Consider the following 23604-nt stretch of genomic DNA (forward strand, 5'->3'; position numbering starts at 1 on the left):
GGCTTATTGATCAGTCGTACGATAACCAGGTAATTGCCGGTAACACTTCCCGCGCCGCTGGCCTATCATTAGGCACCTAACGACGGCTCAGGGTTGGCGTGCATGCTGGCAATCTTTCTGGAAACCCTGAACATCACCGCGCCGGTCTTCGCGATGCTGTTTCTCGGCGTGTTGCTCAAGCGCGTGGGCTGGATCAACGACAGCTTTATCCACACCGCATCGTCGCTGGTGTTCAACTGCACCATGCCGGCGCTGCTGTTTCTGGGGATCATTCACGCTGACCTCCACGCGGCGTTTCAGCCGGGCGTGCTGATCTACTTCATCGTCGCCACGCTGGCGGGTTTCGCGTTGTCGTGGGGGTGGGCCATTTACCGCGTGCCGTTCGCCGAGCGTGGGACTTACACCCAAGGGGCGTTTCGCGGCAACAACGGCGTGATCGGCCTCGCCCTGGCCGCGAGCATGTATGGCGACTACGGCATTTCCCTCGGTGCGATCCTCGCGGCGCTGGTCATTCTTTTCTACAACACCCTGTCCACCGTCGTGCTGGCGGTCTACAGCCCGGTGATCAAGTCCGACCCGTGGAGCATCACAAAAAGCGTCATGGCCAATCCGCTGATCATCAGCATTGTCGTCGCGGCGCCGTTCGCCTACTTCCAGATCCCGCTCCCCAAATGGCTCGATACCTCCGGCAGCTACCTGGCGCAGATGACCCTGCCGCTGGCGCTGATGTGCATCGGTGGCACGCTGTCATTGAAGTCGTTGCGAGAGAGCGGCACCTTGGCGATCAGCGCGAGCCTGATGAAGATGGTCTGGCTGCCGCTGATCTGCACGCTGGGCGCGTGGCTGCTGGGTTTCCGTGACGCGGAGCTTGGGATTCTGTTTCTGTACTTCGGCGCCCCGACGGCATCGGCCAGTTTCGTCATGGTCCGCGCGGCCAATGGCAACCACGAGCTGGCCGCGTCGATCATCGTCATGACCACCCTGGCAGCAGCGGTCACGACCAACGTCGGGATATTCATTCTGCAGTGGGGCGGGTGGATTTAGTCTTAGTAGGCTTGTCGCCCATCAATGCTGACGCCGCCACGCCCGCACCGTTCCCACGACGATACACAGCGCAATCACCGGCAGCGCGTAGTGAATCATCAAACGCTCCAGCCGCTCGGCCAGGGGCATGCCCGTGGTAAACGACACGATGTGCAGCCCGTACACCGCGTAAAGCCCGAGCAACAACAGCCCCTCCAGCCGGGTGATCCGGTACCCCGAATAAAACAGCGGCACACACAGTGCCGCGACGCCCAGCATCACCGGCAGATCAAAATCCAGCGCATTGGGCGAGATCGACAACGGCCCGGTGGAGATCAACGCCGTGATGCCGAGCACGCCCAGCAGGTTGAACAGGTTGCTGCCGATGATGTTGCCCACCGCGATATCCCGCTCGCCGCGCAATGCCGCGACCAGCGAGGTCATCAACGCCGGCAGCGAGGTCGCAACCGCGATCACGGTCAGGCCGATCACCCGTTCCGACAGGCCCAGGTCCAGGGCTACCGAAACCGCCGCGCCGACGAGAAGGTGACTGCCGAACGTCAGCAGCGCCAGGCCGCAGGCCATCAGCGCCAGTCGGCCGAGTAATGGCCAGATCCGCCGGCGCGGCTCAAGGTCCGTTCTCGCCACATGCCGCGCGCCGTGAGCGAATTGCCGCACCACGACGAACAGATACGCCGCCATGCCCATCAACAGCACGACGCCATCCAGCGCGCTCAGCTCGCCATTCCACGCCAGCGCTGCGACCAGGGCGGTGGCCGCAATCATCAATGGCAAATCGACGCGCACCAGTTGCCGGGCCACGCGCAGCGGGATGATCAGTGCGGACAGCCCGAGCGTGACCAGCACGTTGAAAATATTGCTGCCAATGACGCTGCCGACCGCAATGTCGGTGCTGTCAGTGAACGCCGCTTGCAGCCCGACCGCGAGTTGCGGGGCACTGCTGCCCAGCGCCACGACGGTCAGGCCGAGGAACAGCGGGCGGGTTTTGAGCAGGGCGGCCAGGGCCACAGCGGCGCGCACCGACAGTTGTGCGCCGATGATCATCAACAGCAGGCCGCAGGCCAGCTCGATCAGCGTGGGCAGGGGCAGATTCGTTAGGGCAAGAATTCAGGGCACCAGTCAGTCGTCGAGGGCTTGCACCCGCACTTGGGCGGTTCCGCTGCGCAGCATACCCAATTGCGCGGCGGCTGCACGTGACACATCGATCAGCCGCCCCCGGGTGTGCGGGCCGCGGTCGTTGATGCGGACGATGACCCTGCGGTCGTTGTCCAGATTGGTGACTTGCACGCGCGTGCCGAACGGCAATTGCCGGTGCGCGGCGGTCAGTGAATTGGCGTCGAAGCGTTCACCGCTGGCGGTGCGCTGACCTTGATGTTGCGAGCCGTAATACGAGGCGCCGCCGGTGGCGTTGTAGCCGTGCGGGTCGATGATGCCGTCACTGGCGCAGCCGGCCAGCAGAGAGAGCAGGGCGCAAGCGCCGAGGATTCGCCGCATGGGGCAGGGTCTCTACAGAAAGTGTTGATCGTTCCCGCGCCAGGCGCGGGAACAACCGCTAGCGTGAACGCACTCAGCCTTCCAGCTTGCGCTTCAGCAGTTCGTTGACCTGGCCCGGGTTGGCCTTGCCTTTGGATGCCTTCATCGCTTGCCCGACGAAGAAGCCGAACATCTTGCCGCGTTTGGCCTCATCGGCCGCGCGGTATTGCTCGACCTGTTCGGCGTTGGCAGCCAGGACGTCGTCCAGCATCGACTCGATGGCGCCGCTGTCGGTGACTTGCTTCAGACCGCGCTGATCGATGATCTCGTCGGCGCTGCCTTCGCCATTAGCCATGCCTTCAAACACCATTTTGGCGATCTTGCCGGAAATGGTGTTGTCCTTGATGCGCAGCAGCATGCCGCCCAACTGTTCAGCGCTGACCGGCGACTCGTCGATCTCGACGCCTTGCTTGTTCAGCAACGAACCCAACTCGACCATCACCCAGTTGGCCGCAAGCTTCGCGTCACCGGAAATGCTCACCACCTTCTCGAAGAAGTCTGCCTGTTCGCGGCTCGAAGCCAACACGCTGGCGTCGTACAGCGACAAGCCGAACTGCGACTGGAAACGCTCGCGTTTCTGCGGCGGCAGTTCCGGCAGGGTCGCGCGGGTCTGCTCCAGGAACGCGTCTTCGATGATCACCGGCAACAGGTCGGGATCGGGGAAGTAACGGTAGTCGTTGGCTTCCTCTTTGCTGCGCATGGCGCGGGTTTCGTTGGTGTTCGGGTCGTACAGGCGGGTCTGCTGAATGACCTTGCCGCCGTCTTCGATCAGGTCGATCTGGCGCTGGATCTCGCTGTTGATCGCCTTCTCGATGAAGCGGAACGAGTTGACGTTCTTGATCTCGCAGCGCGTCCCGTACTCAACCTGGCCTTTCGGGCGAATCGACACGTTGCAGTCGCAGCGCAGCGAGCCTTCGGCCATGTTGCCGTCGCAGATGCCGAGGTAGCGAACCAGCGCGTGCATCGCCTTGACGTAGGCAACCGCTTCTTTGGCCGAACGCATGTCCGGCTCGGAAACGATCTCCAGCAACGGCGTACCGGCGCGGTTCAGGTCGATGCCGGTCATGCCGCTGTAGTCTTCGTGCAGGCTCTTGCCGGCATCTTCTTCAAGGTGGGCGCGGGTCACGCCGATGCGCTTGATGGTGCCGTCTTCCAGGGTGATATCCAGATGGCCTTTACCAACGATCGGCAATTCCATCTGGCTGATCTGATAGCCCTTCGGCAGGTCCGGGTAGAAGTAGTTCTTGCGGGCGAACACGTTGTGCTGACCGATCTCGGCGTCGATGGCCAGGCCGAACTTGACCGCCATCTGCACGGCTTCCTTGTTCAGCACCGGCAACGTGCCGGGCATGCCCAGGTCGACGAGGCTGGCCTGAGTGTTCGGCTCGGAGCCGAACGTGGTGGCGCTACCGGAGAAAATCTTCGATTGGGTGGTGAGCTGGGTGTGAATCTCCAGCCCGATGACGACTTCCCATTGCATGTGTTTTCTCCTTAGAAGCCAGCCGGCGAGCGGGTGTGCCAATCGGTTACTTGCTGATATTGATGGGCAACGTTCAGCAAGCGGCCTTCCTGGAAATACGGCGCCAGCAATTGCACGCCCACCGGCAGGTCGTCGGCGAAACCGGCAGGCATCGACAGGCCGGGCAGGCCCGCGAGGTTGGCGGTGATGGTGTAGAAGTCTTCCAGGTACTCAGCGATCGGGTCGGCATTCTTGGCGCCGATTTTCCAGGCCGGGTTCGGCGTGGTCGGGCCGAGGATCACGTCGACTTCGGCAAACGCGTTCATGAAGTCATTCTTGATCAGGCGGCGAATCTTCTGCGCCTGCAGGTAGTAAGCGTCGTAGTAACCGGCCGACAGCGCGTAGGCGCCGACCATGATCCGGCGCTGCACTTCAGGGCCGAAGCCTTCGCCACGGGAGCGCTTGTACAGATCGGTGAGGTCTTTAGGGTCTTCGCAGCGATAGCCAAAGCGCACGCCGTCGAAACGCGACAGGTTGGAAGAGGCCTCGGCCGGCGCGATTACGTAGTAAGCCGGAATCGCGTGTTGCAGGTTCGGCAGGCTGATTTCCTTGACTACGGCGCCGAGCTTTTTCAGCGCTTCGACGCTGGCCATGACCAGATCGGCGATGCGCGGGTCGAGACCTGCGCTGAAGTATTCCTTCGGCACGCCAATGCGCAGGCCCTGCAGCGAGGCGTTCAGGCCGGCGCTGTAATCCGGGACGGGCTCGTCGATGCTGGTGGAGTCGTTGACGTCGAAGCCGGCCATGCCTTGCAGCAGCAGCGCGCAGTCTTCAGCGGTGCGCGCCATCGGGCCGGCCTGATCGAGACTGGAAGCGTAGGCGATCATGCCCCAGCGCGACACGCGACCGTAAGTCGGCTTCAGGCCGGTCAGGTTGGTCAGTGCAGCAGGCTGGCGAATGGAGCCGCCGGTGTCGGTGCCGGTGGCGCCCGGCAGCAGACGTGCGGCAACTGCTGCTGCCGAACCGCCAGAGGAGCCGCCCGGGACGTGATCCAGATTCCACGGGTTTTTCACCGCGCCGTAGTGGCTGGATTCGTTGGCCGACCCCATGGCGAATTCGTCCATGTTGGTCTTGCCCAGGGTCACGGTGCCGGCGGCGGCGAGCCTGGCAACCACGGTGGCGTCGTAGGGCGCCTTGAAGTTGTCGAGCATCTTCGACGCGCAGCTGGTGCGAATGCCCTTGGTGCAGAAGAGGTCCTTGTGCGCCAGGGGAGCACCCAGCAGCGCGCCGGTTTCACCTGCGGCGCGACGGGCATCGGCAGCCTGCGCCTGGGTAATCGCCAGGTCTTCGGTGACGGTAATGAAGCTATTGAGCTGCGGATCCAGCTGGGCGATGCGCGCCAGCAGAGTGCGGGTCAATTCTTCGGAAGAAAACTTTTTATCGGCGAGTCCGCGAGCGATCTCTGCCAGAGTCATTTGATGCATTGCAGGCACATTCCCTTAGTCGAGGACTTTCGGAACCAGATAAAGGCCGTCTTGGACCGCTGGTGCGATGGCTTGATAGGTATCGCGATGATTGATCTCGGTAACGGCGTCTACACGCAGACGTTGCGAGGCTTCAAGGGGGTGCGCGAGGGGCTCGATGCCGGTGGTATCGACCGCCTGCATCTGATCAATCAGCCCGAGAATGCTGTTAAGTGCTTCAGTAGTACGCGGGATATCGGCGTCATTGAGGCCCAGTCGGGCCAGATGAGCGATTTTTTCCACGTCGGAGCGATCAAGCGCCATGGGGTTCTCCAGTGGAATGCGCACGGGGTGAGCCGTACGTCAGATTGCGGAACACTACGCCCTTTAAACGGTCATAAGGCCGCGATCTTCCAGGGTAGTGCTCGGAAAAACAGCCAATTTAACATATTGGCTCCTTGCCCAAAATCCCTGTCGTTGTTAGAGTTTGCCGCACTTTTTTACCCACGCGTTGCCTAGGGTCCTTTCCCCATGTTCAAGAAACTGCGTGGCATGTTTTCCAGCGATCTTTCCATCGACCTGGGCACTGCCAACACCCTTATTTACGTGCGTGAGCGCGGCATTGTGCTGAATGAACCATCAGTTGTGGCCATTCGGACCCACGGAAATCAGAAGAGCGTTGTTGCTGTCGGGATGGAAGCCAAGCGGATGCTGGGCCGTACCCCGGGCAACATTGCCGCCATTCGCCCGATGAAAGACGGCGTCATCGCCGACTTCAGCGTCTGCGAAAAAATGCTTCAGTACTTCATCAACAAGGTTCACGAGAACAGCTTCCTGCAGCCAAGCCCTCGTGTGCTGATCTGCGTTCCTTGCAAATCCACCCAGGTCGAGCGTCGCGCCATCCGCGAATCCGCTCTGGGCGCCGGTGCACGTGAAGTATTCCTGATCGAAGAGCCAATGGCGGCGGCCATCGGTGCCGGCCTGCCGGTCGAAGAGGCCCGCGGCTCGATGGTTGTCGACATCGGTGGCGGCACCACCGAAATTGCGCTGATCTCCCTGAACGGCGTGGTGTATGCCGAGTCCGTCCGTGTGGGTGGCGACCGTTTCGACGAAGCGATCATCACTTACGTGCGTCGCAACTACGGCAGCCTGATCGGCGAATCCACCGCCGAGCGCATCAAGCAGGAAATCGGCACGGCCTACCCGGGCGGCGAAGTGCGTGAAGTCGACGTACGCGGTCGCAACCTGGCTGAAGGCGTGCCACGTGCCTTCACCCTGAACTCCAACGAAGTGCTGGAAGCGTTGCAGGAATCCCTGGCAACCATCGTTCAGGCCGTGAAGAGCGCTCTGGAACAGTCTCCGCCAGAGCTGGCTTCGGACATCGCCGAGCGCGGTCTGGTGCTGACCGGTGGTGGCGCGTTGCTGCGTGACCTCGACAAGCTGCTGGCCCAGGAAACCGGTCTGCCGGTGATCGTGGCCGAAGACCCGCTGACCTGCGTTGCGCGTGGCGGTGGTCGTGCGCTGGAAATGATGGACAAGCACACCATGGACCTGCTCTCCAGCGAATAAGTCGCCGGTACGCAGCATGTTGCGCTTAACGGGCAGCACCTCACCGTGCTGCCTGTTCGTGTCCGACCTGTTGACGTCGCGCAGCGATGTTGCAAGTCTGACGCCCTGCATTTCCATCAATCCGCATCAGGCCGGTTTCATGTCGCATGAATAAGCACAGCAAAACTCACGCACCTCTGCGCGCATCTCTGGAAGGAGCGGCCCATTAAACCGCTTTTTTCCAAGGGTCCGTCTCTGGGCGTCCGTCTACTGGTGCTGGTCGTGCTGTCTGTGGCCATCATGGTCGTGGACGCGCGTTTCACCCTGCTCAAACCTGTCCGCAGTCAGATGTCACTGGTGCTGATGCAGTCTTACTGGATTGCCGATCTGCCCGAGCGTCTGTACCAGGGCGTTGCCAGCCAGTTTGGCAGCCGCACCGAGCTCGCCGCCGAAAACGAAAAACTCAAGACCGAGAACCTGCTGCTGCAGGGCCGCCTGCAAAAGCTGGCGGCGCTGACCGAGCAGAACGTGCGCTTGCGCGAGCTGCTGAATTCGTCGGCGCTGGTCAACGAGAAAGTCGAAGTCGCCGAGCTGATCGGCATGGACCCCAACCCGTTCACCCACCGGATCATCATCAACAAGGGTGAGCGCGACGGCGTAGTCCTCGGCCAGCCAGTGCTCGATGCGCGCGGCCTGATGGGGCAGGTGGTCGAGTTGATGCCCTACACGTCCCGTGTACTGCTGCTGACCGACACCACCCACAGCATCCCGGTGCAGGTGAACCGTAACGGCCTGCGCGCGATTGCCAGCGGCACCGGCAATCCTGAACGTCTTGAGCTGCGCCATGTGGCGGACACCGCCGACATCAAGGAAGGCGACCTGCTGGTGAGTTCCGGCCTCGGTCAGCGCTTCCCGGCGGGTTATCCGGTGGCGACGGTCAAGGAGGTGATCCACGACTCCGGCCAGCCTTTCGCCATCGTCCGGGCGGTGCCCACCGCCGCACTGAATCGCAGCCGTTATCTGTTGCTGGTGTTCTCGGACGGCCGTTCCCCTGAAGAGCGCGCTGCCGACGCCGCTCAGCAGCAGGAGTCCCTTGATCGCCAGACGGCCGACCCGGCGGCGGTGCCCTCGGCCACTGTGCCGGGTGCCGCCCCTGCTGCCACGCCGAACAAGGCGGTCGTTCCGGCCACCGTGCCCAAGCCTGCCGGACACAGTGCTTCGTCGACGCCGGCCAACGCCAACAGCGCGTCTGCTCCGGCGACCACTGCACCGGCGGCGACCACGCCTGCCAAGCCCGCGACCAGCAAGCCGCCCGCCAAACCTGCGGCGAAACCTGCCGCCACCCGACCGGCGACGCCTGCTGCGACCCCGGCCGCTCCACGCGAGAGGGAAGAATAATGGCGCGTCACGCTCCCGCACGAAACGGCTGGGTGGTCTGGCTGACCTTCGCCATCGGCCTGCTGCTCAGCGTTTCGCCGCTGCCGCAGTTCATGGAAATATTTCGCCCGCTGTGGCTGGCCTTGCTGCTGGCCTTCTGGGCATTGGCGTTGCCGCACAAGATCGGCATGGTTACGGCGTGGATGCTGGGGCTGGCCGAGGATGTGCTGTACGGCACGTTGCTGGGGCAGAACGCGTTGATCCTCACGTTGATTACCTTTCTCGTGCTGTCGCTGCAGCAGCGCTTGCGCATGTTCCCGATGTGGCAGCAGTGCCTGGTGATCCTGGTGATTTTCGGCCTCGCGCAGCTCGTGCAGCTGTGGCTGAGCGCCCTGACCGGCAACCGTCAACCGACCCTGGCGCTGGTGTTGCCGGCGTTGGTCAGCGCATTGCTCTGGCCATGGGTCAGCTATGGACTGCGGGGGTTACGCCTGCGTTTGAAGATCAACTAAGTAATTGGGAACGGCATCTGCCAGTTTTTGTAGGACCGGCTTCAGCCGGGAAGAGGCCAGTGTGAGCACCCCAATCCTGCGGCGTGACACCCGACGCTTTCCCGGCTAAAGCCGGTCCTACAGGATGAAGGAACGGAAAGGGGACTGATTTATTTACAGCGCTTCACCGTAAATTAATCTGTCCCCGGCAGCTGAATGTTGCGGCGTTACACCTGGCGCTTTCCCGGCTGAAGCCGGTCCTACAAGGGAAGAGGCCGGCGCGAGCACCCTCCCTTCAGCGGTGTGCACCAAGGCTACGCTTGTGATCAACGACACGGAGACGTCCCATGCCCCACCTTCTTCTTGCCTCCGGCTCCCCGCGCCGTCGTGAGCTGCTCACCCAGATCGGCGTGCCGTTCACGACCCTCAGCGCCGACATCGACGAAACCCCTCTGGCCAACGAAACCCCTGCCGCGTACGTCCTGCGGCTGGCCCGTGGCAAGGCGGACGCCGGACTGCTGCAGCTCGCCAACGATCCCGCCTACCCGACCGCCTGCGTACTGGGCGCCGACACCGCCGTGGTCCTCGACGGCCGCATCCTGGGCAAACCGGCGGACGAAGCCGAGGCGCTGGCGATGCTTGCCGCACTGTCGAACCGGGAACACGAAGTCCTGACCGCCATCGCCGTGGTGCACGAAGAACGCTGCGAAACCCGAACCGTTACCAGCCGTGTCCGCTTTCGGGCGATCCCGGAAGACGAGGCCCGCCGCTACTGGGCCAGCGGCGAGCCCTGCGACAAGGCCGGCGGCTACGGTATCCAGGGGCTGGGCGCGGTGTTTGTGGAAAACCTCAGTGGCAGTTATTCCGCCGTGGTCGGCCTGCCCTTGTGCGAAACCGCAGAAATCCTCCAGCGTTTCGGCATACCCTGTTGGCAACGCCCGGAAGGTGACAAGTCATGAGTGAAGAGATTCTGATCAACATCACGCCGATGGAATCGCGCGTGGCCGTCGTTGAGAACGGGGTGTTGCAAGAGGTGCACGTCGAACGCACCCAGCGTCGCGGGATCGTGGGCAATATCTACAAGGGCAAAGTGGTGCGCGTGCTGCCTGGCATGCAGGCGGCGTTCATCGACATCGGGCTTGACCGCGCGGCGTTCATTCACGCATCTGAAATCTCCATGCGCGAAGGCCCGGCCGTGGAGACCATCAGTTCGCTGGTCCACGACGGACAGAGCCTGGTGGTTCAGGTCACCAAGGACCCGATCGGCAGCAAAGGCGCGCGGTTGACGACGCAACTGTCGATCCCGTCGCGCTACCTCGTGTACATGCCGCGCACCGCCCACGTCGGCATTTCCCTGAAAATCGAGGACGAAGCCGAGCGCGAGCGCCTGAAACAAGTGGTCAGCGATTGCGTCGCCAAGGAAGGGATCAAGGAGAAGGGCGGTTTCATCCTGCGCACGGCGGCCGAAGGTGCGGGCGCCGACGAGATCATGATGGACATCCGCTATCTGCGCAGGCTGTGGGACCAGATTGGCGAGCAGATCAAAACCATCAGCCCGGCCAGCGTGATCTACGAAGACCTGGGCCTGGCGCTGCGCACGTTGCGCGACCTGGTCAGCCCGCGCACCGAGAAGATTCGCATCGACTCCCGCGAGACCTTCCAGAAGACCACCCAGTTTGTCGCCGAGCTGATGCCGGAAATCGCCGACCGCCTTGAGCATTACCCCGGCGAGCGGCCGATCTTCGACCTGTATGGCGTCGAGGATGAAATTCAGCGGGCGCTGGACCGCAAGGTGCCGCTCAAGTCCGGCGGCTATCTGGTCATCGATCCCGCCGAAGCCATGACCACCATCGACGTGAACACCGGTGCGTTTGTCGGTCATCGCAACCTCGAAGAGACCATCTTCAAGACCAATCTTGAAGCGGCGACCGCCATTGCCCGACAGCTGCGGCTGCGCAACATCGGCGGCATCATCATCATTGATTTCATCGACATGGAAGACGCCGAGCATCAGCGCCAGGTGCTGCGGACCCTGGAAAAACAGCTCGAGCGCGATCACGCCAAAACCAACATCATCGGCATCACCGAGCTGGGCCTGGTGCAGATGACACGCAAGCGCACCCGGGAAAGTCTGGAGCAAGTGCTGTGCGAGCCGTGCAGCAGTTGCCAGGGTCGTGGCAAGCTGAAGACCCCGGAAACCATCTGCTACGAGATATTCCGCGAGATTTTGCGCGAAGCCCGGGCTTATCAGGCGGTGGGCTACCGCGTGCTCGCCAATCAGAAAGTGGTCGACCGGCTGCTCGACGAAGAATCCGGCAACGTGGCCGAGCTGGAAGTGTTCATTGGCAGGACCATTCGCTTTCAGGTCGAGACCATGTACTCCCAGGAACAATATGACGTCGTGCTGCTCTGAGAGTGCGTGATGCGCCGCGCTGCCCAGTGGCGGCGCAGTTGAAAACAGAAAACAGTGCCCTTGAGGCAGACGGAACGGATGCCGTCCAAAGAGAACAACGCGTGGCGATTGAGCACAACCTGGACGTACCCGCACCTGCACGATTGGACCTGACACCATGTGCAGGCGGTTTTTGCGGAGGCGCAGCGACATGGAACGTCTGACGCGGTTTCTGGCTGTGCTGACCCGTTGGGGGCTGAGTCTGTGCGCCCTTTTCGTGGTGCTGGTCGCGCTGTACGTGAGCGTCGGCCGTCAGTTGGTGCCGATGGTGGCCGAATACCGCGCCGACGTGGAAGCCAGGGCGCAGACGGCGCTGGGCATGCCGGTGAGCATCGGTCGGCTGGAGGGCAGCTGGAGCGGCTTCGCCCCCATCTTTGTTGCGCGTGATGTGATGATCGGTGAGGGCGGCAACGCCGTTCGGCTCGATCACGTGCGCGCCATGCCCGACCTGCTCGCCAGCCTGCGTACCCGCGAAGTGCGTCTCGAACGCCTTGAGCTGGACGGCCTGCAGATTGGTCTGAAAGAAGACCAGAACGGCCACTGGGCACTGCAGGGCCTGCCCGTACAGCCCGATCAGGTGACCGATCCCGAGCAAATCCTCAATCAGATGCAGATGGTCTCGCACCTGTCGCTATTCGACAGCCAGATCACCTTGCAGCCCTATGATCATTCGCCCCTGACGCTGACCTATGTGAGCCTGACGCTGAAGACCGGCAGTCTGCATCAGCGCCTCGACGCGCGCCTGAACCTGCCCGACGGCCAGCCATTGTCGTTGAACGTGCGCTCCACGGTGCGCGCCCATGAATGGCGCGACGGCGAGGCCCAGGCCTACCTGAGCTTGCCGCAAAGCGAGTGGTCGCAGTGGTTGCCGAAGAGCCTGACCCGCGACTGGAAAATTCAGAAGCTCAAGGCCGGCGGCGAGTTGTGGCTGAACTGGGGCAAGGGCAATCTGCAAAGCGCCGTCGCCCGCTTGAATGCGCCGCAGTTCAAAGGCTCGTACGCCGACCGCAAGCCTGCACGCATTGACAATCTGGCCCTTAACGCCTGGTTTGTGCGCGACGAAAAAGGCTTCAGCGCGACGCTCGACTCGCTGGCGATGGACCTGAACAGCAAGCGCTGGGAAAGCCGCGTTGATCTGCAGCAGACTGCTGCGACGGCCGATGCCGAAGAGCTGTGGCACGTGCAGGCCGACCGGCTTGATCTGACGCCGATCACGCCGCTGCTCGACTCACTGGCGCCGTTGCCTGACAAGGTGATGGTGGCGGTCGACCGCCTGAAAGTCACCGGGGGCCTGCGCAACGTGCTGGTTGATTACCGACCGCAGGCCGAGCCGCCAAAACGAGTGAGCTTCGCCGCCAATCTTGACAAGGTCGGTTTCGACGCCTACCACGGCGCGCCGGCGGCGGGGAACGTCAGCGGCGCGATCAGCGGTGATCTGGGTCAGGGCGAACTGCGCCTCGACACGGATGATTTCATGCTGCACCTGGACCCGATCTTCCGTAACGAATGGAAGTACCGTCACGCCAATGCAAAGCTGACCTGGTCGCTGGACGATCAGGGCTTCACGCTGATTGCACCGTACATCAAGGTTCAGGGGGAGGAGGGCAATATTGCCAGCGACTTCCTGATTCGCCTGCACTTCGATCACAGCCAGGAAGACTACATGGACCTGCGCGTCGGGCTGGTCGACGGCGACGGGCGCTACACCTCCAAATACCTGCCTGCCGTGCTCAGCCCGTCCCTTGATCAGTGGTTGCGCACCGCAATTCTGGGTGGCAACGTCGATCAGGGTTTCTTCCAGTATCAGGGCTCGATCAGCAAAGATGCGCCTGACGTGGCGCGGGTTATCAGCCTGTTTTTCAAGGTGCGCAACGCGAGCCTGGCGTTCCAGCCGGGATGGCCGCAGCTGAACAATGTCGACGGTGACGTCTTCGTCGAAAACAGTGGCGTGCGCATTCGGGCCAACAAGGGGCAGTTGCTGAACACCCAGGTCAGCAATGTCGCGGTGGACATTCCCCATGTTCCGGCGGGCCAGTCCAGCCATTTGCTGGTGGACGGGGATCTGAAAGGCAGCCTCCAGGACGGCATGAAGATTCTCCAGGAAGCGCCAATCGGCACCGGGCAGACCTTCGCGGGCTGGCAGGCAGAAGGGCCGCTGCAGGGGCATATCAACCTGGATATACCGCTGGTGAAGGGCCAAGAGCCCAAAGTCGTCGTCGATTTCAGTACCGACAATTCGCGTCTCAAGCTCGCCGATCCGGTGCTGGAGCTGACGCAACTGCGCGGCGATTTCCGTTTCGATTACACCAAAGGCCTGAGCGGCAAGAACGTCAAGGCCGTCGCCTTTGACAAGCCGGTGAACGCCGAGATTTTCGCCGAAGGCAAACCGGGAGCACCGGTGACGCGTATTACCGCCAGCAGCCAGATCGCCAGCAAGCGCCTGACCGATTGGCTGGGCGTGATGCAGCCGTTGCCGATCTCAGGCGATCTGCCCTACCAGTTGCAACTGACATTGAGCGGCAACGCCAGTCAGCTGCAGATCAACTCGAATCTAAAAGGGTTGGCGGTCGATTTGCCGGCGCCCTTCGGCAAAACCGCAGATGATGCGCGCGACACCGATTTGCGCATGAACCTGCAAGGCCCGGAGCGGCGCATCGACGTCGGCTACGGCAATATCGCCAATCTCGCGTTTGCGTCGCCGCCGGGCAAATTCGGCGACGGCCGTGGCGAACTCTTCCTCGGCGAAGGCGGGGCGATCGTGCCGGACGCCAAGGGGTTGCGCGTTCGCGGTTCGTTGTCGGAACTGGACATCGCGCCCTGGCAAGCTATGGCTGAGCGGTATGCCGGCAATGACCCGGGGGGTAGCGCCAAGCAATTACTCAACAGCGTCGATTTGCAGATCGGCAAGCTGACCGCGATGGGCACGACGCTGGAGCAAGTGGGCGTTCAGCTCCAGCGCAGCAGTGCCGCATGGGCGCTGTCGCTGGATAGCTCGAAGGTGAAAGGCACCGCGACGTTGCCGGACAGCAAAACCGCGCCGATCGACATCAGTCTGCTGTATGTACGCTTGCCTGCACCGGACCCCAACGCGGCAGTCGTTGAAAACGCGCCGGACCCGTTGGCGGACGTGGACCCGCGCAATATTCCCGCGCTGAACATCAAGATCACTCAGCTGTTTCAGGGCGATCAATTGATGGGGGCGTGGTCGCTCAAGATCCGCCCGACGCCGAACGGTATCCAGATGTCCGACATGAATCTGGGCCTCAAAGGCATTGCGCTGCTGGGTAATGGCGGTTGGGAAGGTACACCGGGGACGACCAGCAGTTGGTTCAAGGGCCAGGTGAGCGGCAAGAATCTCGCGGATGTGCTCAAGGCCTGGGGTTTCGCGCCTACGGTCACCAGTCAGGAGTTCGAGCTGAACGCTGACGGTCGCTGGCCGGGCTCGCCCGCCTGGGTGGGGTTGAAGCGCTATTCCGGCAGCCTGGATGCGACGCTCAAGAACGGCCAGTTCGTTGAGGTCGAGGGGGGGGCGCAGGCGTTGCGGGTGTTCGGCCTGCTCAACTTCAACTCCATTGGCCGGCGTCTGCGTCTGGACTTCTCCGACCTGCTGGGCAAGGGCCTGAGTTACGACAAGGTCAAAGGGCTCCTGGTGGCGAGCGATGGCGTATACGTCACCCGCGACCCGATCACCATGACCGGCCCGTCCACCAATCTGGAGCTCGACGGCACGCTGGACATGGTCCGCGACCGCGTCAACGCCAAGCTGCTGGTGACCCTGCCGGTGACCAATAACTTGCCGATTGCCGCGTTGATCGTGGGCGCACCGGCGATTGGCGGCGCGTTATTCCTGGTCGACAAGCTGCTCGGCGATCGCGTATCGCGCTTCGCCAGCGTGCAGTACAAGGTCGAAGGTCCCTGGAAAGAGCCGAAGATCACCTTCGACAAGCCGTTCGAGAAACCGCAGTGATTACTGCCTCGGCATAATGCAGACCTGTGCAGCGTGACGCCCGACGCCTTCCCGGCTAAAGCCGGTCCTACTGGGTAAATGCGGTGTCAGTGAGGACCGAGGGGAGAGGGGACTGATTTATTTACAGCGCTTCACCGTAAATTAATCTGTCTCCGTTGGCCAAACTCTGCGGTGTAACACCCGACGCCTTCCCGGCTAAAGCCGGTCCGACTAAGGTTGGCTGTCGAATTGGGGCTTTCGAACGAGCCCAATCGTCGGCGCCTGGAGTAGAGTGCAGTTCTATCGATCGGGGAGCGTGTATGTCCTTCGCAGTCATTCAGATGGTCAGCCAGAGCGATGTGCTCGGCAATCTGGCTCAGGCGCGCCGGCTGCTGGAACAGGCCGCTGCGTCGGGCGCCAAACTGGCGGTGCTTCCGGAAAACTTCGCTGCCATGGGCCGTCGTGATATCGCTGCCATCGGCCGCGCCGAGGCCCTTGGCGAAGGTCCGATCCTGCCATGGTTGAAACTTGCCGCCCGCGACCTCACCTTATGGATAGTGGCCGGGACATTGCCGCTGCCGCCGGAAGGTCAGCCGGATGGCAAGGTCACGGCGTGTTCGTTGCTGATTGACGATCAGGGCCGGCAAGTCGCGCGTTACGACAAGCTGCACTTGTTCGATGTCGACGTTGCCGATGCCCGAGGGCGTTACCGGGAATCCGACGATTACGCCCATGGCAACAACGTGGTGGTGGCCGACACCCCGGTCGGGCGCCTGGGGCTTTCGGTGTGTTACGACCTGCGCTTTCCCGAGCTGTACACCGCGCTGCGGGAAGCCGGGGCTGAATTGATCACCGCGCCATCGGCCTTTACCGCCGTAACCGGCGCGGCGCACTGGGACATTCTGCTGCGCGCCCGGGCCATCGAAACCCAGTGCTATGTGCTGGCGGCGGCCCAAGGCGGCATTCATCCGGGGCCGAGAGAAACATTTGGGCATGCGGCGATCATAGATCCATGGGGCCGCGTGCTGGCCGAGCAGGCGCAGGGTGAAGCCGTGCTGCTGGCCGAACGAGACAGCGTCGAACAAGCGTCCATACGGGCGCGCATGCCGGTAGCGAATCACCGGCGATTTTTTTCGCAGGCCGCCGTGCGACCTGCCAATACCCCGGAGTGAATATGAGCCACTTGTCCTCTGTCAGCGAACACCTTCTGGCACCAGGCGGCCTGAGCTTAGACAACCTGCAATCGGTGCTCGGCGAGCTGGCCGGTCCAGGCATCGACGCCGCCGACCTGTATTTTCAAGGGCAGATTTCCGAGTCCTGGGCACTGGAAGACGGCATCGTCAAAGAAGGCAGCTTCAACCTGGACCAGGGCGTCGGCGTACGCGCGCAGTCAGGCGAGAAAACCGGCTTCGCCTACAGCAACGCCATTACTCGTGAAGCCCTGATCCAGGCGGCCCGGGCCGCTCGCTCGATTTCCCGCGCGGGCCAGAACGGCCGTGTTCAGGCGTTCACCACCCAGGACGTCGCCCAGCTGTACGCGCCGGACAACCCTCTGGAAGTCATGACCCGCGCCGAGAAGGTCGAACTGCTCAAGCGCGTCGACGCCGCCACCCGTGCGCTGGACCCGCGTATTCAGCAAGTCACCGTGAGCATGGCCGGTGTCTGGGAACGTATTCTTGTGGCGTCCACTGACGGCGGTCTTGCCGCCGACGTACGTCCGCTGGTGCGTTTCAACGTCAGCGTGATCGTCGAGCAGAACGGCCGTCGTGAGCGCGGCGGACACGGCGGCGGCGGACGCACCGATTACCGTTATTTCCTCAGCGACGACCGTGCGATGGGCTATGCCCGTGAAGCGTTGCGTCAGGCGCTGGTCAATCTGGAAGCCATTCCGGCGCCGGCTGGCACCTTGCCGGTCGTATTGGGCTCCGGCTGGTCCGGCGTATTGCTGCACGAAGCCGTCGGCCACGGCCTTGAGGGCGACTTCAACCGCAAGGGCAGCTCGGCCTACAGCGGCCGCATGGGCGAAATGGTTGCGTCGAAACTCTGCACCATCGTCGATGACGGCACCCTGGCCGATCGCCGTGGCTCCCTGACCGTCGATGACGAGGGCACCCCGACCGAGTGCACCACGCTGATCGAAAATGGCGTGCTCAAGGGCTACATGCAGGACAAGCTCAACGCACGGTTGATGGGCGTCGCGCGCACCGGCAACGGCCGTCGCGAGTCCTACGCACACCTGCCGATGCCGCGCATGACCAACACCTACATGCTGGGCGGCCAGAGCGATCCGGCGGAAATCATCGCCTCGGTCAAGCGCGGCATCTACTGCGCCAACCTCGGCGGCGGGCAGGTGGACATCACCAGCGGCAAGTTCGTGTTCTCCACCAGCGAGGCCTATCTGATCGAAGACGGCAAAATCACCGCGCCGGTCAAAGGCGCGACGCTGATTGGCAACGGCCCGGAATGCATGAGCCGTGTGTCGATGGTCGGCAACGATCTGTCCCTGGACAGCGGCGTCGGCACCTGCGGCAAGGACGGTCAATCGGTTCCGGTAGGCGTCGGTCAGCCGACGCTGAAGATCGATGCGATCACCGTTGGCGGCACAGGCGGGGCTTGATAATCGAGGGGCTTGCGCCGGTTGAGTGATTCAAACGGCGCAGCAGTTCTAGCGCAGTCCGCGTTTGCTTTCGTCTAGCTCGCGGATGTATTTGAAAATTTTGCGGGTCGCGGTAGGGGCCTTGTTCTGCGCAGCTTCATGCTGAGCCTGACGGATCAGCGAGCGCAGTTGCTGACGGTCGGCGTCCGGGTACTCACTGACGAACTGCTCAAGCACGTCGTCGGTACCGGTCACCAGGCGATCACGCCAGCGTTCCAGATTGTGAAAGCGCTCGTTGTACTGGCGCGTAGAGGCGTCAAGCTGATCGAGCAGCACCAGGATTTCATCCAGATCCTGATCGCGCATCAGCTTGCCGATGAATTGAATGTGGCGTTTGCGCGCAATGTGCGCGGTGTGCTTGGGCGCATCGGCCAGTGCCCGACGCAGAGGGTCGGTCAGAGGCAGCTTGGCCAGCACATCGGGCTTGAATGTCGTCAAGCGTTCGCCCAGCTCCACCAGAGCGTGAAGCTCTCGTTTGACCTGGGTTTTGCTTTTCTCTCCGTCGAAGGAGTCGTCGTAAGAATCAACCATGGGGGCCGTCCGCAAATAAACGCCGCCATGATAACCAGTCAGGGCCCGGTTGTCCGGCCCGGCTGCTGAAATCAGAATTTGATGGAGAACGTCATGAGTGCATCAGAAAGCGTCGGCCCGCAGGCTTTGCCGGCATTGCAACAGCAGGTCGAGCAGATCGTCGCTGAAGCCAAACGTCAGGGCGCGACCGCGTGCGAAGTCGCCGTGTCGCTGGAGCAGGGCCTGTCCACCACGGTTCGCCAGCGCGAAGTCGAGACAGTCGAATTCAACCGCGATCAAGGTTTCGGCATCACCTTGTACGTAGGCCACCGCAAGGGTTCAGCCAGCACTTCCGCGAGCGGCCCCGACGCCATTCGCGAGACCGTTGCCGCCGCGCTGGCCATCGCCAAGCACACGTCGGAAGACGAGGCCTCGGGGCTCGCCGACGCTGCGTTGATGGCCAAAGACCAGCCGAATTTCGACCTTTATCACCCGTGGGACATCACCCCCGAGCAGGCCATCGAACGCGCGCTGGTCTGTGAAGCGGCCGCCTTCGACGCCGACAGCCGGATCAAGAACGCCGACGGCACCACGCTGAACGTGCATCAGGGCTGCCGCGTTTATGGCAACAGCCACGGTTTCATCGGCGGCTACGCGTCGACCCGCCACAGCCTGAGCTGCGTGATGATCGCCGAAGGCGAAGGGCAGATGCAGCGCGACTACTGGTATGACGTCAATCGCCGTGGCGAGCTGTTGATGGACGCCCGGCTGATCGGCCAGAAAGCCGCCGAGCGTGCCGCAAGCCGGCTGGGCGCGCGGCCGGTGCCGACCTGCGAAGTGCCTGTGCTGTTCTCCGCCGAGCTGGCGGGCGGTCTGTTCGGCAGTTTGCTGGGCGCGATCTCTGGCGGCAACCTGTACCGCAAGTCTTCGTTCCTCGAAGGCGCGATCGGCCAGCGCCTGTTCCCCGAGTGGATGACCATCGACGAGCGTCCGCATCTGGTTGGCGCCATGGGCAGTTCCGCGTTCGACGGCGACGGCCTGGCGACCTACGCCAAGCCGTTCGTCGAAAATGGCGATCTGGTTTCCTACATCCTCAGCACCTATTCGGGCCGCAAACTGGGCCTGCCGAGCACCGCGAACGCGGGTGGCGTGCATAACCTGTTCGTCAGCCACGGCACTGAAGACCAGGCGGCGCTGATCCGCCGCATGGGGCGCGGGCTGCTGGTCACCGAGTTGATGGGCAGCGGCCTGAACATGGTCACCGGCGATTATTCCCGTGGTGCTGCGGGTTTCTGGGTCGAGAATGGCGAGATCCAGTTCCCGGTTCAGGAAGTGACCATCGCCGGCAACATGCGCGACATGTTCAAGCAAATCGTTGCCGTGGGCAGTGATCTGGAGCTGCGCAGCAACATCCGCACCGGTTCTGTGCTGATCGAGAAGATGATGGTGGCGGGTAGCTGATTCCGCTCTGCGTTAGCGCGTCACCCCCAAGGCCTGCCCCGATTTCGGTGCGGGCCTTTTTTATGGGCGCTTTCAGACACTGCAGCAGACTCAATACATCGCCGGGGTTGTGTTGATTCTTAAACTCATTTAATAATGAATCTCATTCGTTAAGTGGGCCTCGGTCATGGGCACTGTTCTGCACGAGTCGCCGTACCTGGAACACTGGCGCGCATTGAGTCTGCGGATTCGCTGCGCGCTGGATCCGGACGAGCCGCGGCTCATCGAACACTACCTTGCGGAAGGCCGCTATCTGGCGCGCTTCACCGCCACGCCCAAATCCCTCATCTGTGAAAGCACCTTTCGCCTGCTGGTCGACACCGCCAGCGACACCGCGCTGCCCTGGCATTGGCGTTGTCTGTGCCTGGACCAGGCATGGCGTCCGCTGCGTGACATGCAGGCGCTCGCCAAATCCGCTGCGCAACAGCAACGGGTTCAGGCCTTCGCTCAGCGTCTGGCGACCTGCGCACTGCTGCCGTCGATTCCTCTGACCGACCCCGCGCCATCGAATCCGCAAAACGCCCTGCCGACGGCTTTTGATCGCCGGCGCCACTCGTGAGGACCTGCGCCATGGAGCAATGGAAACGTACCATCCTGAGCGGTAACAGTTGCTTTAACCGAGGCGACTTGATCGATGCGCGCGAGCTGTACCTGCAAGCCCTCGCGCTGGCGCAGGTGCTCTTCGACCGTTGGAGCGTCGCCGATGAGGCCATTGCGGCGTTCGTGATTTCTCATCACAACCTGGCGGATCTGCACCTGAGTCTGGGTCAGCCCGAGGAGAGCGCCGAATACCTCTGCGCCGTGCATCAGTGGCTGCTGAATGTGATTCAGGACCCGCAAATGACGCCCGCCCTGCGACAGGCAGCGCTGCGGCACAGTAATAAAACCTACAGCGAACTCTTGGGTTTCGTCGGCCAATACGGCGAGTACCCACGCACCCAACGCCTGCTCAACAGCCGCGGCGAACATTCCCGCTCGGCGCTTCAGCACCACGCCGCTCGCGCCGGCACCCTCTCGTATGGAGTCCACTGACATGCCCTTTACCTTGCCTGCCTTGCCCTACGCCTACGATGCGCTCGAACCCCACATCGACGCGCAGACCATGGAAATTCACTACAGCAAGCACCACCAGACCTACATCAACAACCTCAACGCAGCCGTCGAGGGCACCGAATACGCGGAGTGGCCGATCGAGAAGCTGGTTGCCAGCGTGGCCGAGCTTCCGGAAAAACTGCGCCCGGCGGTGATCAATCAGGGCGGCGGGCATGCCAACCATTCGCTATTCTGGGAGGTGATGAGCCCCCAAGGTGGCGGCGTGCCAAGCGGTGCGCTGGCGAAGGCGATTGACGAGCAAGTGGGCGGATTCGAGGCGTTCAAGGACGCTTTCACCAAAGCAGCGTTGACGCGCTTCGGCAGCGGCTGGGCCTGGCTGAGCGTCACGCCGGACAAAAAACTCATCGTGGAAAGCAGCGGCAATCAGGACAGCCCGCTCATGAACGGCAACACGCCGATCCTCGGGCTGGACGTCTGGGAGCACGCTTATTACCTGCGCTACCAGAACCGTCGTCCGGAATACATCGCTGCGTTCTACAACGTCGTCAACTGGGATGAAGTTGCCCGGCGCTACGCAGCGGCGCTCGGCTGATCCCTACCAGACCCCGATAAGGCGATTTATGCGTTCGGACATACTGGCTCTCGGCAGCGTGCGGTTATTGCGGCTGGCATTGGGCTCGATTCTGGTCCTCGTGGGCACCGCTCTGCTGGTGGCCCAGGGACTCTCATGGGTTGCACTTGAGCCGAGAATGTTGCGAGCGCTGGAAGGCGGCGCCATCTGCGCGTTGGGCACTGCCTTGGGCGCCGTGCCGGTGCTGGTGATCCGCGGCATGCCGGTGGCAGTGTCCGACGGCCTGCTGGGTTTCGGCGCCGGCATCATGCTGGCGGCGACAGCGTTTTCGTTGATTGTGCCGGGCCTGGGCGCGGCCCATGATCTGGGCTTTACCCCGTGGGGCGCGGGAGCGTTGATCAGCTTCGGGATACTGCTCGGCGCGGCCGGTTTGTTTCTGGTCGACACGCTGGTTTCCAGAGGGTCACCGTTATCGGAGGTGGCCGGGAAACCGACGATCCCCTCGAACATCTGGCTGTTTGTCATCGCCATCATTGCCCACAACATTCCCGAAGGGATGGCGGTGGGCGTGTCGGCGGGGGGTGGTTTGGCTCACGCCGACAGCCTGGCAATGGGTATTGCCATTCAGGACGTGCCTGAAGGGCTGGTCATCGCGCTGGTGCTGGCGTCTGCCGGCATGTCGCGGCTCAAGGCGTTTTTGATCGGCGCGGCGTCTGGGTTGGTCGAGCCGGTGTTCGCCGTGCTTTGCGCCTGGCTGGTGGAAGTGGCTGCGTTGCTGTTGCCGGTAGGACTGGCGTTGGCGGCGGGGGCGATGCTGTTGGTGGTGACCCACGAAGTCATCCCCGAATCCCGCCGCAACGGTCACGACAAAATCGCCAGCTTCGGATTGCTGGTCGGATTCTGCTTGATGATGGTGATGGACACGGCGCTGGCCTGAGGGGGCGGGCGGCTACAGCCTGCCTCCGCCCAGCTTCGACAGCGTGACGGCATCCGGCTTGCCGTCGAAAAACGCCTCAAGCACCTGCTGGAAAACCGGCGTATCCGGCGCCACCGCTGCGAACAGCGTCATGCTCGATCGCAGCTTCATGTCATCCGGCGAGCCCATGATCTGCATTGCGCTGCGGTTTTTCCATTCAAGCAACGCCTCGCAGCAGCGCGCCAACCGTTCGCCCAATACCGGATGCTGCAAATAGGCAATCGCCTCGTCACGCCCACTGATCGCGTACCGCCGAGCCATGTCGCTGTGGCCCAGACCGGCCAGTTGCGGGAACACGAACCACATCCAGTGCGACTGCTTGCGCCCGGACTTCAGTTCCGCCAGTGCGCGTTCGTGCATCGACGCTTGCGCTTCGACAAATCGTTGCAGGTCAAATGAATCGTTCATTGCTGACGCCTCGCCCTGATCGCGGCACCTCGCCGCGCTTGCGATTGAGACTACAGCAGCGAGTGATGTTTCCAGCACTTTCAGGCGCCTGCTCCTCAACCGCGTAAAAACCCTTATAATCCTGCGCCTATTCCTCTGATGCGAGATCCGCCGTGAGCTTACCGCCGTGCCCAAAATGCAGTTCCGAGTACACCTACGAAGATGGCAGCCAGCTCGTGTGCCCGGAATGCGCCCACGAGTGGTCGGCTGACGGCGCCAGCGCCGAAGCGGGCGATGACACCAAGGTGATCAAGGACGCTGTGGGCAACACCCTGCAGGACGGCGACACCGTCACAGTCATCAAAGACCTGAAGGTCAAAGGCTCGTCGCTGGTGGTCAAGGTCGGCACCAAAGTCAAAAACATCCGCCTGGTGGACGGCGATCACGACATCGACTGCAAAATCGACGGCATCGGCGCGATGAAGCTGAAGTCGGAGTTTGTGAAGAAGGGTTGATCGCCGTCCGGCCTGATCGGCAGATTGATCGTTCCTCACGGTTTACCTGCTGATCGTTCCTTACGCTCCGTGTGGGAACGATCAGCAAGTCGCTACTCCTGGCCGAGCCAACTTTAGATTTTT

General features: G+C 62.4%; 22 protein-coding genes. 15 read left to right on the forward strand and 7 right to left on the reverse strand.

The annotated features are described in order from the left end of the window. Positions 1 to 102: 102 nt before the first annotated feature. The gene (locus SLW75_RS10100) at positions 103 to 1044 is read left to right on the forward strand and encodes an AEC family transporter (RefSeq protein WP_065990124.1); all 942 of its coding nucleotides are present in this window, start codon (positions 103 to 105) and stop codon (positions 1042 to 1044) included. Between the two features lie 21 nt (positions 1045 to 1065). Here the strand turns inward: SLW75_RS10100 and SLW75_RS10105 are convergent, their stop codons facing one another. From SLW75_RS10105 to gatC, 5 genes are all read right to left on the reverse strand, one after another. Beyond that, complete coding sequence (locus tag SLW75_RS10105) at positions 1066 to 2118, reverse strand: calcium/sodium antiporter (protein WP_192132508.1); 1053 nt, start codon at positions 2116 to 2118, stop codon at positions 1066 to 1068. A gap of 45 nt (positions 2119 to 2163) precedes the next feature. Then, on the reverse strand, positions 2164 to 2538 hold the full coding sequence (locus SLW75_RS10110) for a septal ring lytic transglycosylase RlpA family protein (protein WP_065990120.1): 375 nt from the start codon (positions 2536 to 2538) through the stop codon (positions 2164 to 2166). Positions 2539 to 2611: 73 nt separating this feature from the next. Next, entirely contained in the window at positions 2612 to 4057 is a 1446-nt protein-coding gene (gene gatB, locus SLW75_RS10115) for an Asp-tRNA(Asn)/Glu-tRNA(Gln) amidotransferase subunit GatB (protein WP_065990118.1), read from the reverse strand. An 11-nt stretch (positions 4058 to 4068) separates the two neighbouring features. Then, a complete protein-coding gene (gene gatA / locus SLW75_RS10120) occupies positions 4069 to 5520 on the reverse strand; it encodes an Asp-tRNA(Asn)/Glu-tRNA(Gln) amidotransferase subunit GatA (RefSeq protein WP_410934400.1) in 1452 nt (483 codons plus the stop codon). A gap of 15 nt (positions 5521 to 5535) precedes the next feature. After that, positions 5536 to 5823, reverse strand: a complete 288-nt coding sequence (gatC, locus tag SLW75_RS10125) for an Asp-tRNA(Asn)/Glu-tRNA(Gln) amidotransferase subunit GatC (protein WP_065990114.1) — start codon at positions 5821 to 5823, stop codon at positions 5536 to 5538. Positions 5824 to 6030: 207 nt separating this feature from the next. Here gatC and mreB point away from each other — a divergent pair, with 207 nt between their 5' ends. The 8 genes from mreB to tldD all read left to right on the forward strand — a co-directional run bounded on the left by mreB (position 6031) and on the right by tldD (position 17930). Next, positions 6031 to 7068: a rod shape-determining protein MreB gene (mreB, locus tag SLW75_RS10130; RefSeq protein ID WP_020292894.1), complete on the forward strand. Its 1038-nt coding sequence runs from the start codon at positions 6031 to 6033 to the stop codon at positions 7066 to 7068. 234 nt (positions 7069 to 7302) lie between these two features. Next, on the forward strand, positions 7303 to 8445 hold the full coding sequence (mreC, locus tag SLW75_RS10135; RefSeq protein ID WP_197985961.1) for a rod shape-determining protein MreC: 1143 nt from the start codon (positions 7303 to 7305) through the stop codon (positions 8443 to 8445). After that, complete coding sequence (gene mreD / locus SLW75_RS10140) at positions 8445 to 8936, forward strand: rod shape-determining protein MreD (protein ID WP_065990112.1); 492 nt, start codon at positions 8445 to 8447, stop codon at positions 8934 to 8936. The genes mreC and mreD overlap by 1 nt, the downstream gene beginning before the upstream one ends. 326 nt (positions 8937 to 9262) lie before the next feature. Continuing rightward, complete coding sequence (locus SLW75_RS10145; protein ID WP_192132384.1) at positions 9263 to 9874, forward strand: Maf family protein; 612 nt, start codon at positions 9263 to 9265, stop codon at positions 9872 to 9874. Continuing rightward, positions 9871 to 11328 (forward strand): ribonuclease G, encoded by a 1458-nt coding sequence (gene rng / locus SLW75_RS10150; protein WP_037012596.1) that lies wholly within the window; start codon positions 9871 to 9873, stop codon positions 11326 to 11328. The genes SLW75_RS10145 and rng overlap by 4 nt, the downstream gene beginning before the upstream one ends. A 190-nt stretch (positions 11329 to 11518) precedes the next feature. Next, positions 11519 to 15334 (forward strand): YhdP family protein, encoded by a 3816-nt coding sequence (locus SLW75_RS10155; RefSeq protein ID WP_410934401.1) that lies wholly within the window; start codon positions 11519 to 11521, stop codon positions 15332 to 15334. Positions 15335 to 15633: 299 nt separating this feature from the next. After that, positions 15634 to 16485 (forward strand): carbon-nitrogen hydrolase family protein, encoded by an 852-nt coding sequence (locus SLW75_RS10160; protein WP_192132380.1) that lies wholly within the window; start codon positions 15634 to 15636, stop codon positions 16483 to 16485. A 2-nt stretch (positions 16486 to 16487) separates the two neighbouring features. Next, a complete protein-coding gene (gene tldD / locus SLW75_RS10165) occupies positions 16488 to 17930 on the forward strand; it encodes a metalloprotease TldD (protein ID WP_410934402.1) in 1443 nt (480 codons plus the stop codon). Positions 17931 to 17978: 48 nt separating this feature from the next. Here the strand turns inward: tldD and yjgA are convergent, their stop codons facing one another. Then, positions 17979 to 18500: a ribosome biogenesis factor YjgA gene (gene yjgA, locus SLW75_RS10170; protein WP_065990105.1), complete on the reverse strand. Its 522-nt coding sequence runs from the start codon at positions 18498 to 18500 to the stop codon at positions 17979 to 17981. A 93-nt stretch (positions 18501 to 18593) separates the two neighbouring features. On the opposite strand from yjgA, the gene pmbA reads away from it, so the two are divergent. The 5 genes from pmbA to SLW75_RS10195 all read left to right on the forward strand — a co-directional run bounded on the left by pmbA (position 18594) and on the right by SLW75_RS10195 (position 22540). Next, positions 18594 to 19940 carry a metalloprotease PmbA gene (pmbA, locus tag SLW75_RS10175; RefSeq protein ID WP_192132376.1) on the forward strand — a complete coding sequence of 449 codons (1347 nt, stop codon included), beginning with the start codon at positions 18594 to 18596 and terminating at the stop codon, positions 19938 to 19940. 166 nt (positions 19941 to 20106) lie between these two features. Further along, positions 20107 to 20538 (forward strand): FagA protein, encoded by a 432-nt coding sequence (locus SLW75_RS10180; protein ID WP_244160381.1) that lies wholly within the window; start codon positions 20107 to 20109, stop codon positions 20536 to 20538. An 11-nt stretch (positions 20539 to 20549) separates the two neighbouring features. Continuing rightward, a complete protein-coding gene (locus SLW75_RS10185) occupies positions 20550 to 21011 on the forward strand; it encodes a hypothetical protein (RefSeq protein ID WP_410934403.1) in 462 nt (153 codons plus the stop codon). 1 nt (position 21012) lies between these two features. Next, positions 21013 to 21624: a superoxide dismutase gene (locus SLW75_RS10190; RefSeq protein ID WP_369318846.1), complete on the forward strand. Its 612-nt coding sequence runs from the start codon at positions 21013 to 21015 to the stop codon at positions 21622 to 21624. A gap of 28 nt (positions 21625 to 21652) precedes the next feature. Further along, positions 21653 to 22540 (forward strand): ZIP family metal transporter, encoded by an 888-nt coding sequence (locus SLW75_RS10195; protein WP_410927832.1) that lies wholly within the window; start codon positions 21653 to 21655, stop codon positions 22538 to 22540. Between the two features lie 12 nt (positions 22541 to 22552). On the opposite strand, the gene SLW75_RS10200 is transcribed toward SLW75_RS10195, so the two are convergent. Further along, positions 22553 to 22987: a DUF1810 domain-containing protein gene (locus tag SLW75_RS10200; RefSeq protein ID WP_065990098.1), complete on the reverse strand. Its 435-nt coding sequence runs from the start codon at positions 22985 to 22987 to the stop codon at positions 22553 to 22555. A 152-nt stretch (positions 22988 to 23139) separates the two neighbouring features. Between SLW75_RS10200 and SLW75_RS10205 the strand changes: the two genes are divergently transcribed. Next, positions 23140 to 23481, forward strand: coding sequence for a zinc ribbon domain-containing protein YjdM (locus tag SLW75_RS10205; protein WP_065990097.1), 342 nt, complete (start codon positions 23140 to 23142; stop codon positions 23479 to 23481). The last annotated feature ends 123 nt before the right edge of the window (positions 23482 to 23604 follow it).

The sequence above is a fragment of the Pseudomonas sp. W5-01 genome (assembly GCF_046540435.1).
Lineage (GTDB): Bacteria > Pseudomonadota > Gammaproteobacteria > Pseudomonadales > Pseudomonadaceae > Aquipseudomonas > Aquipseudomonas graminis_B.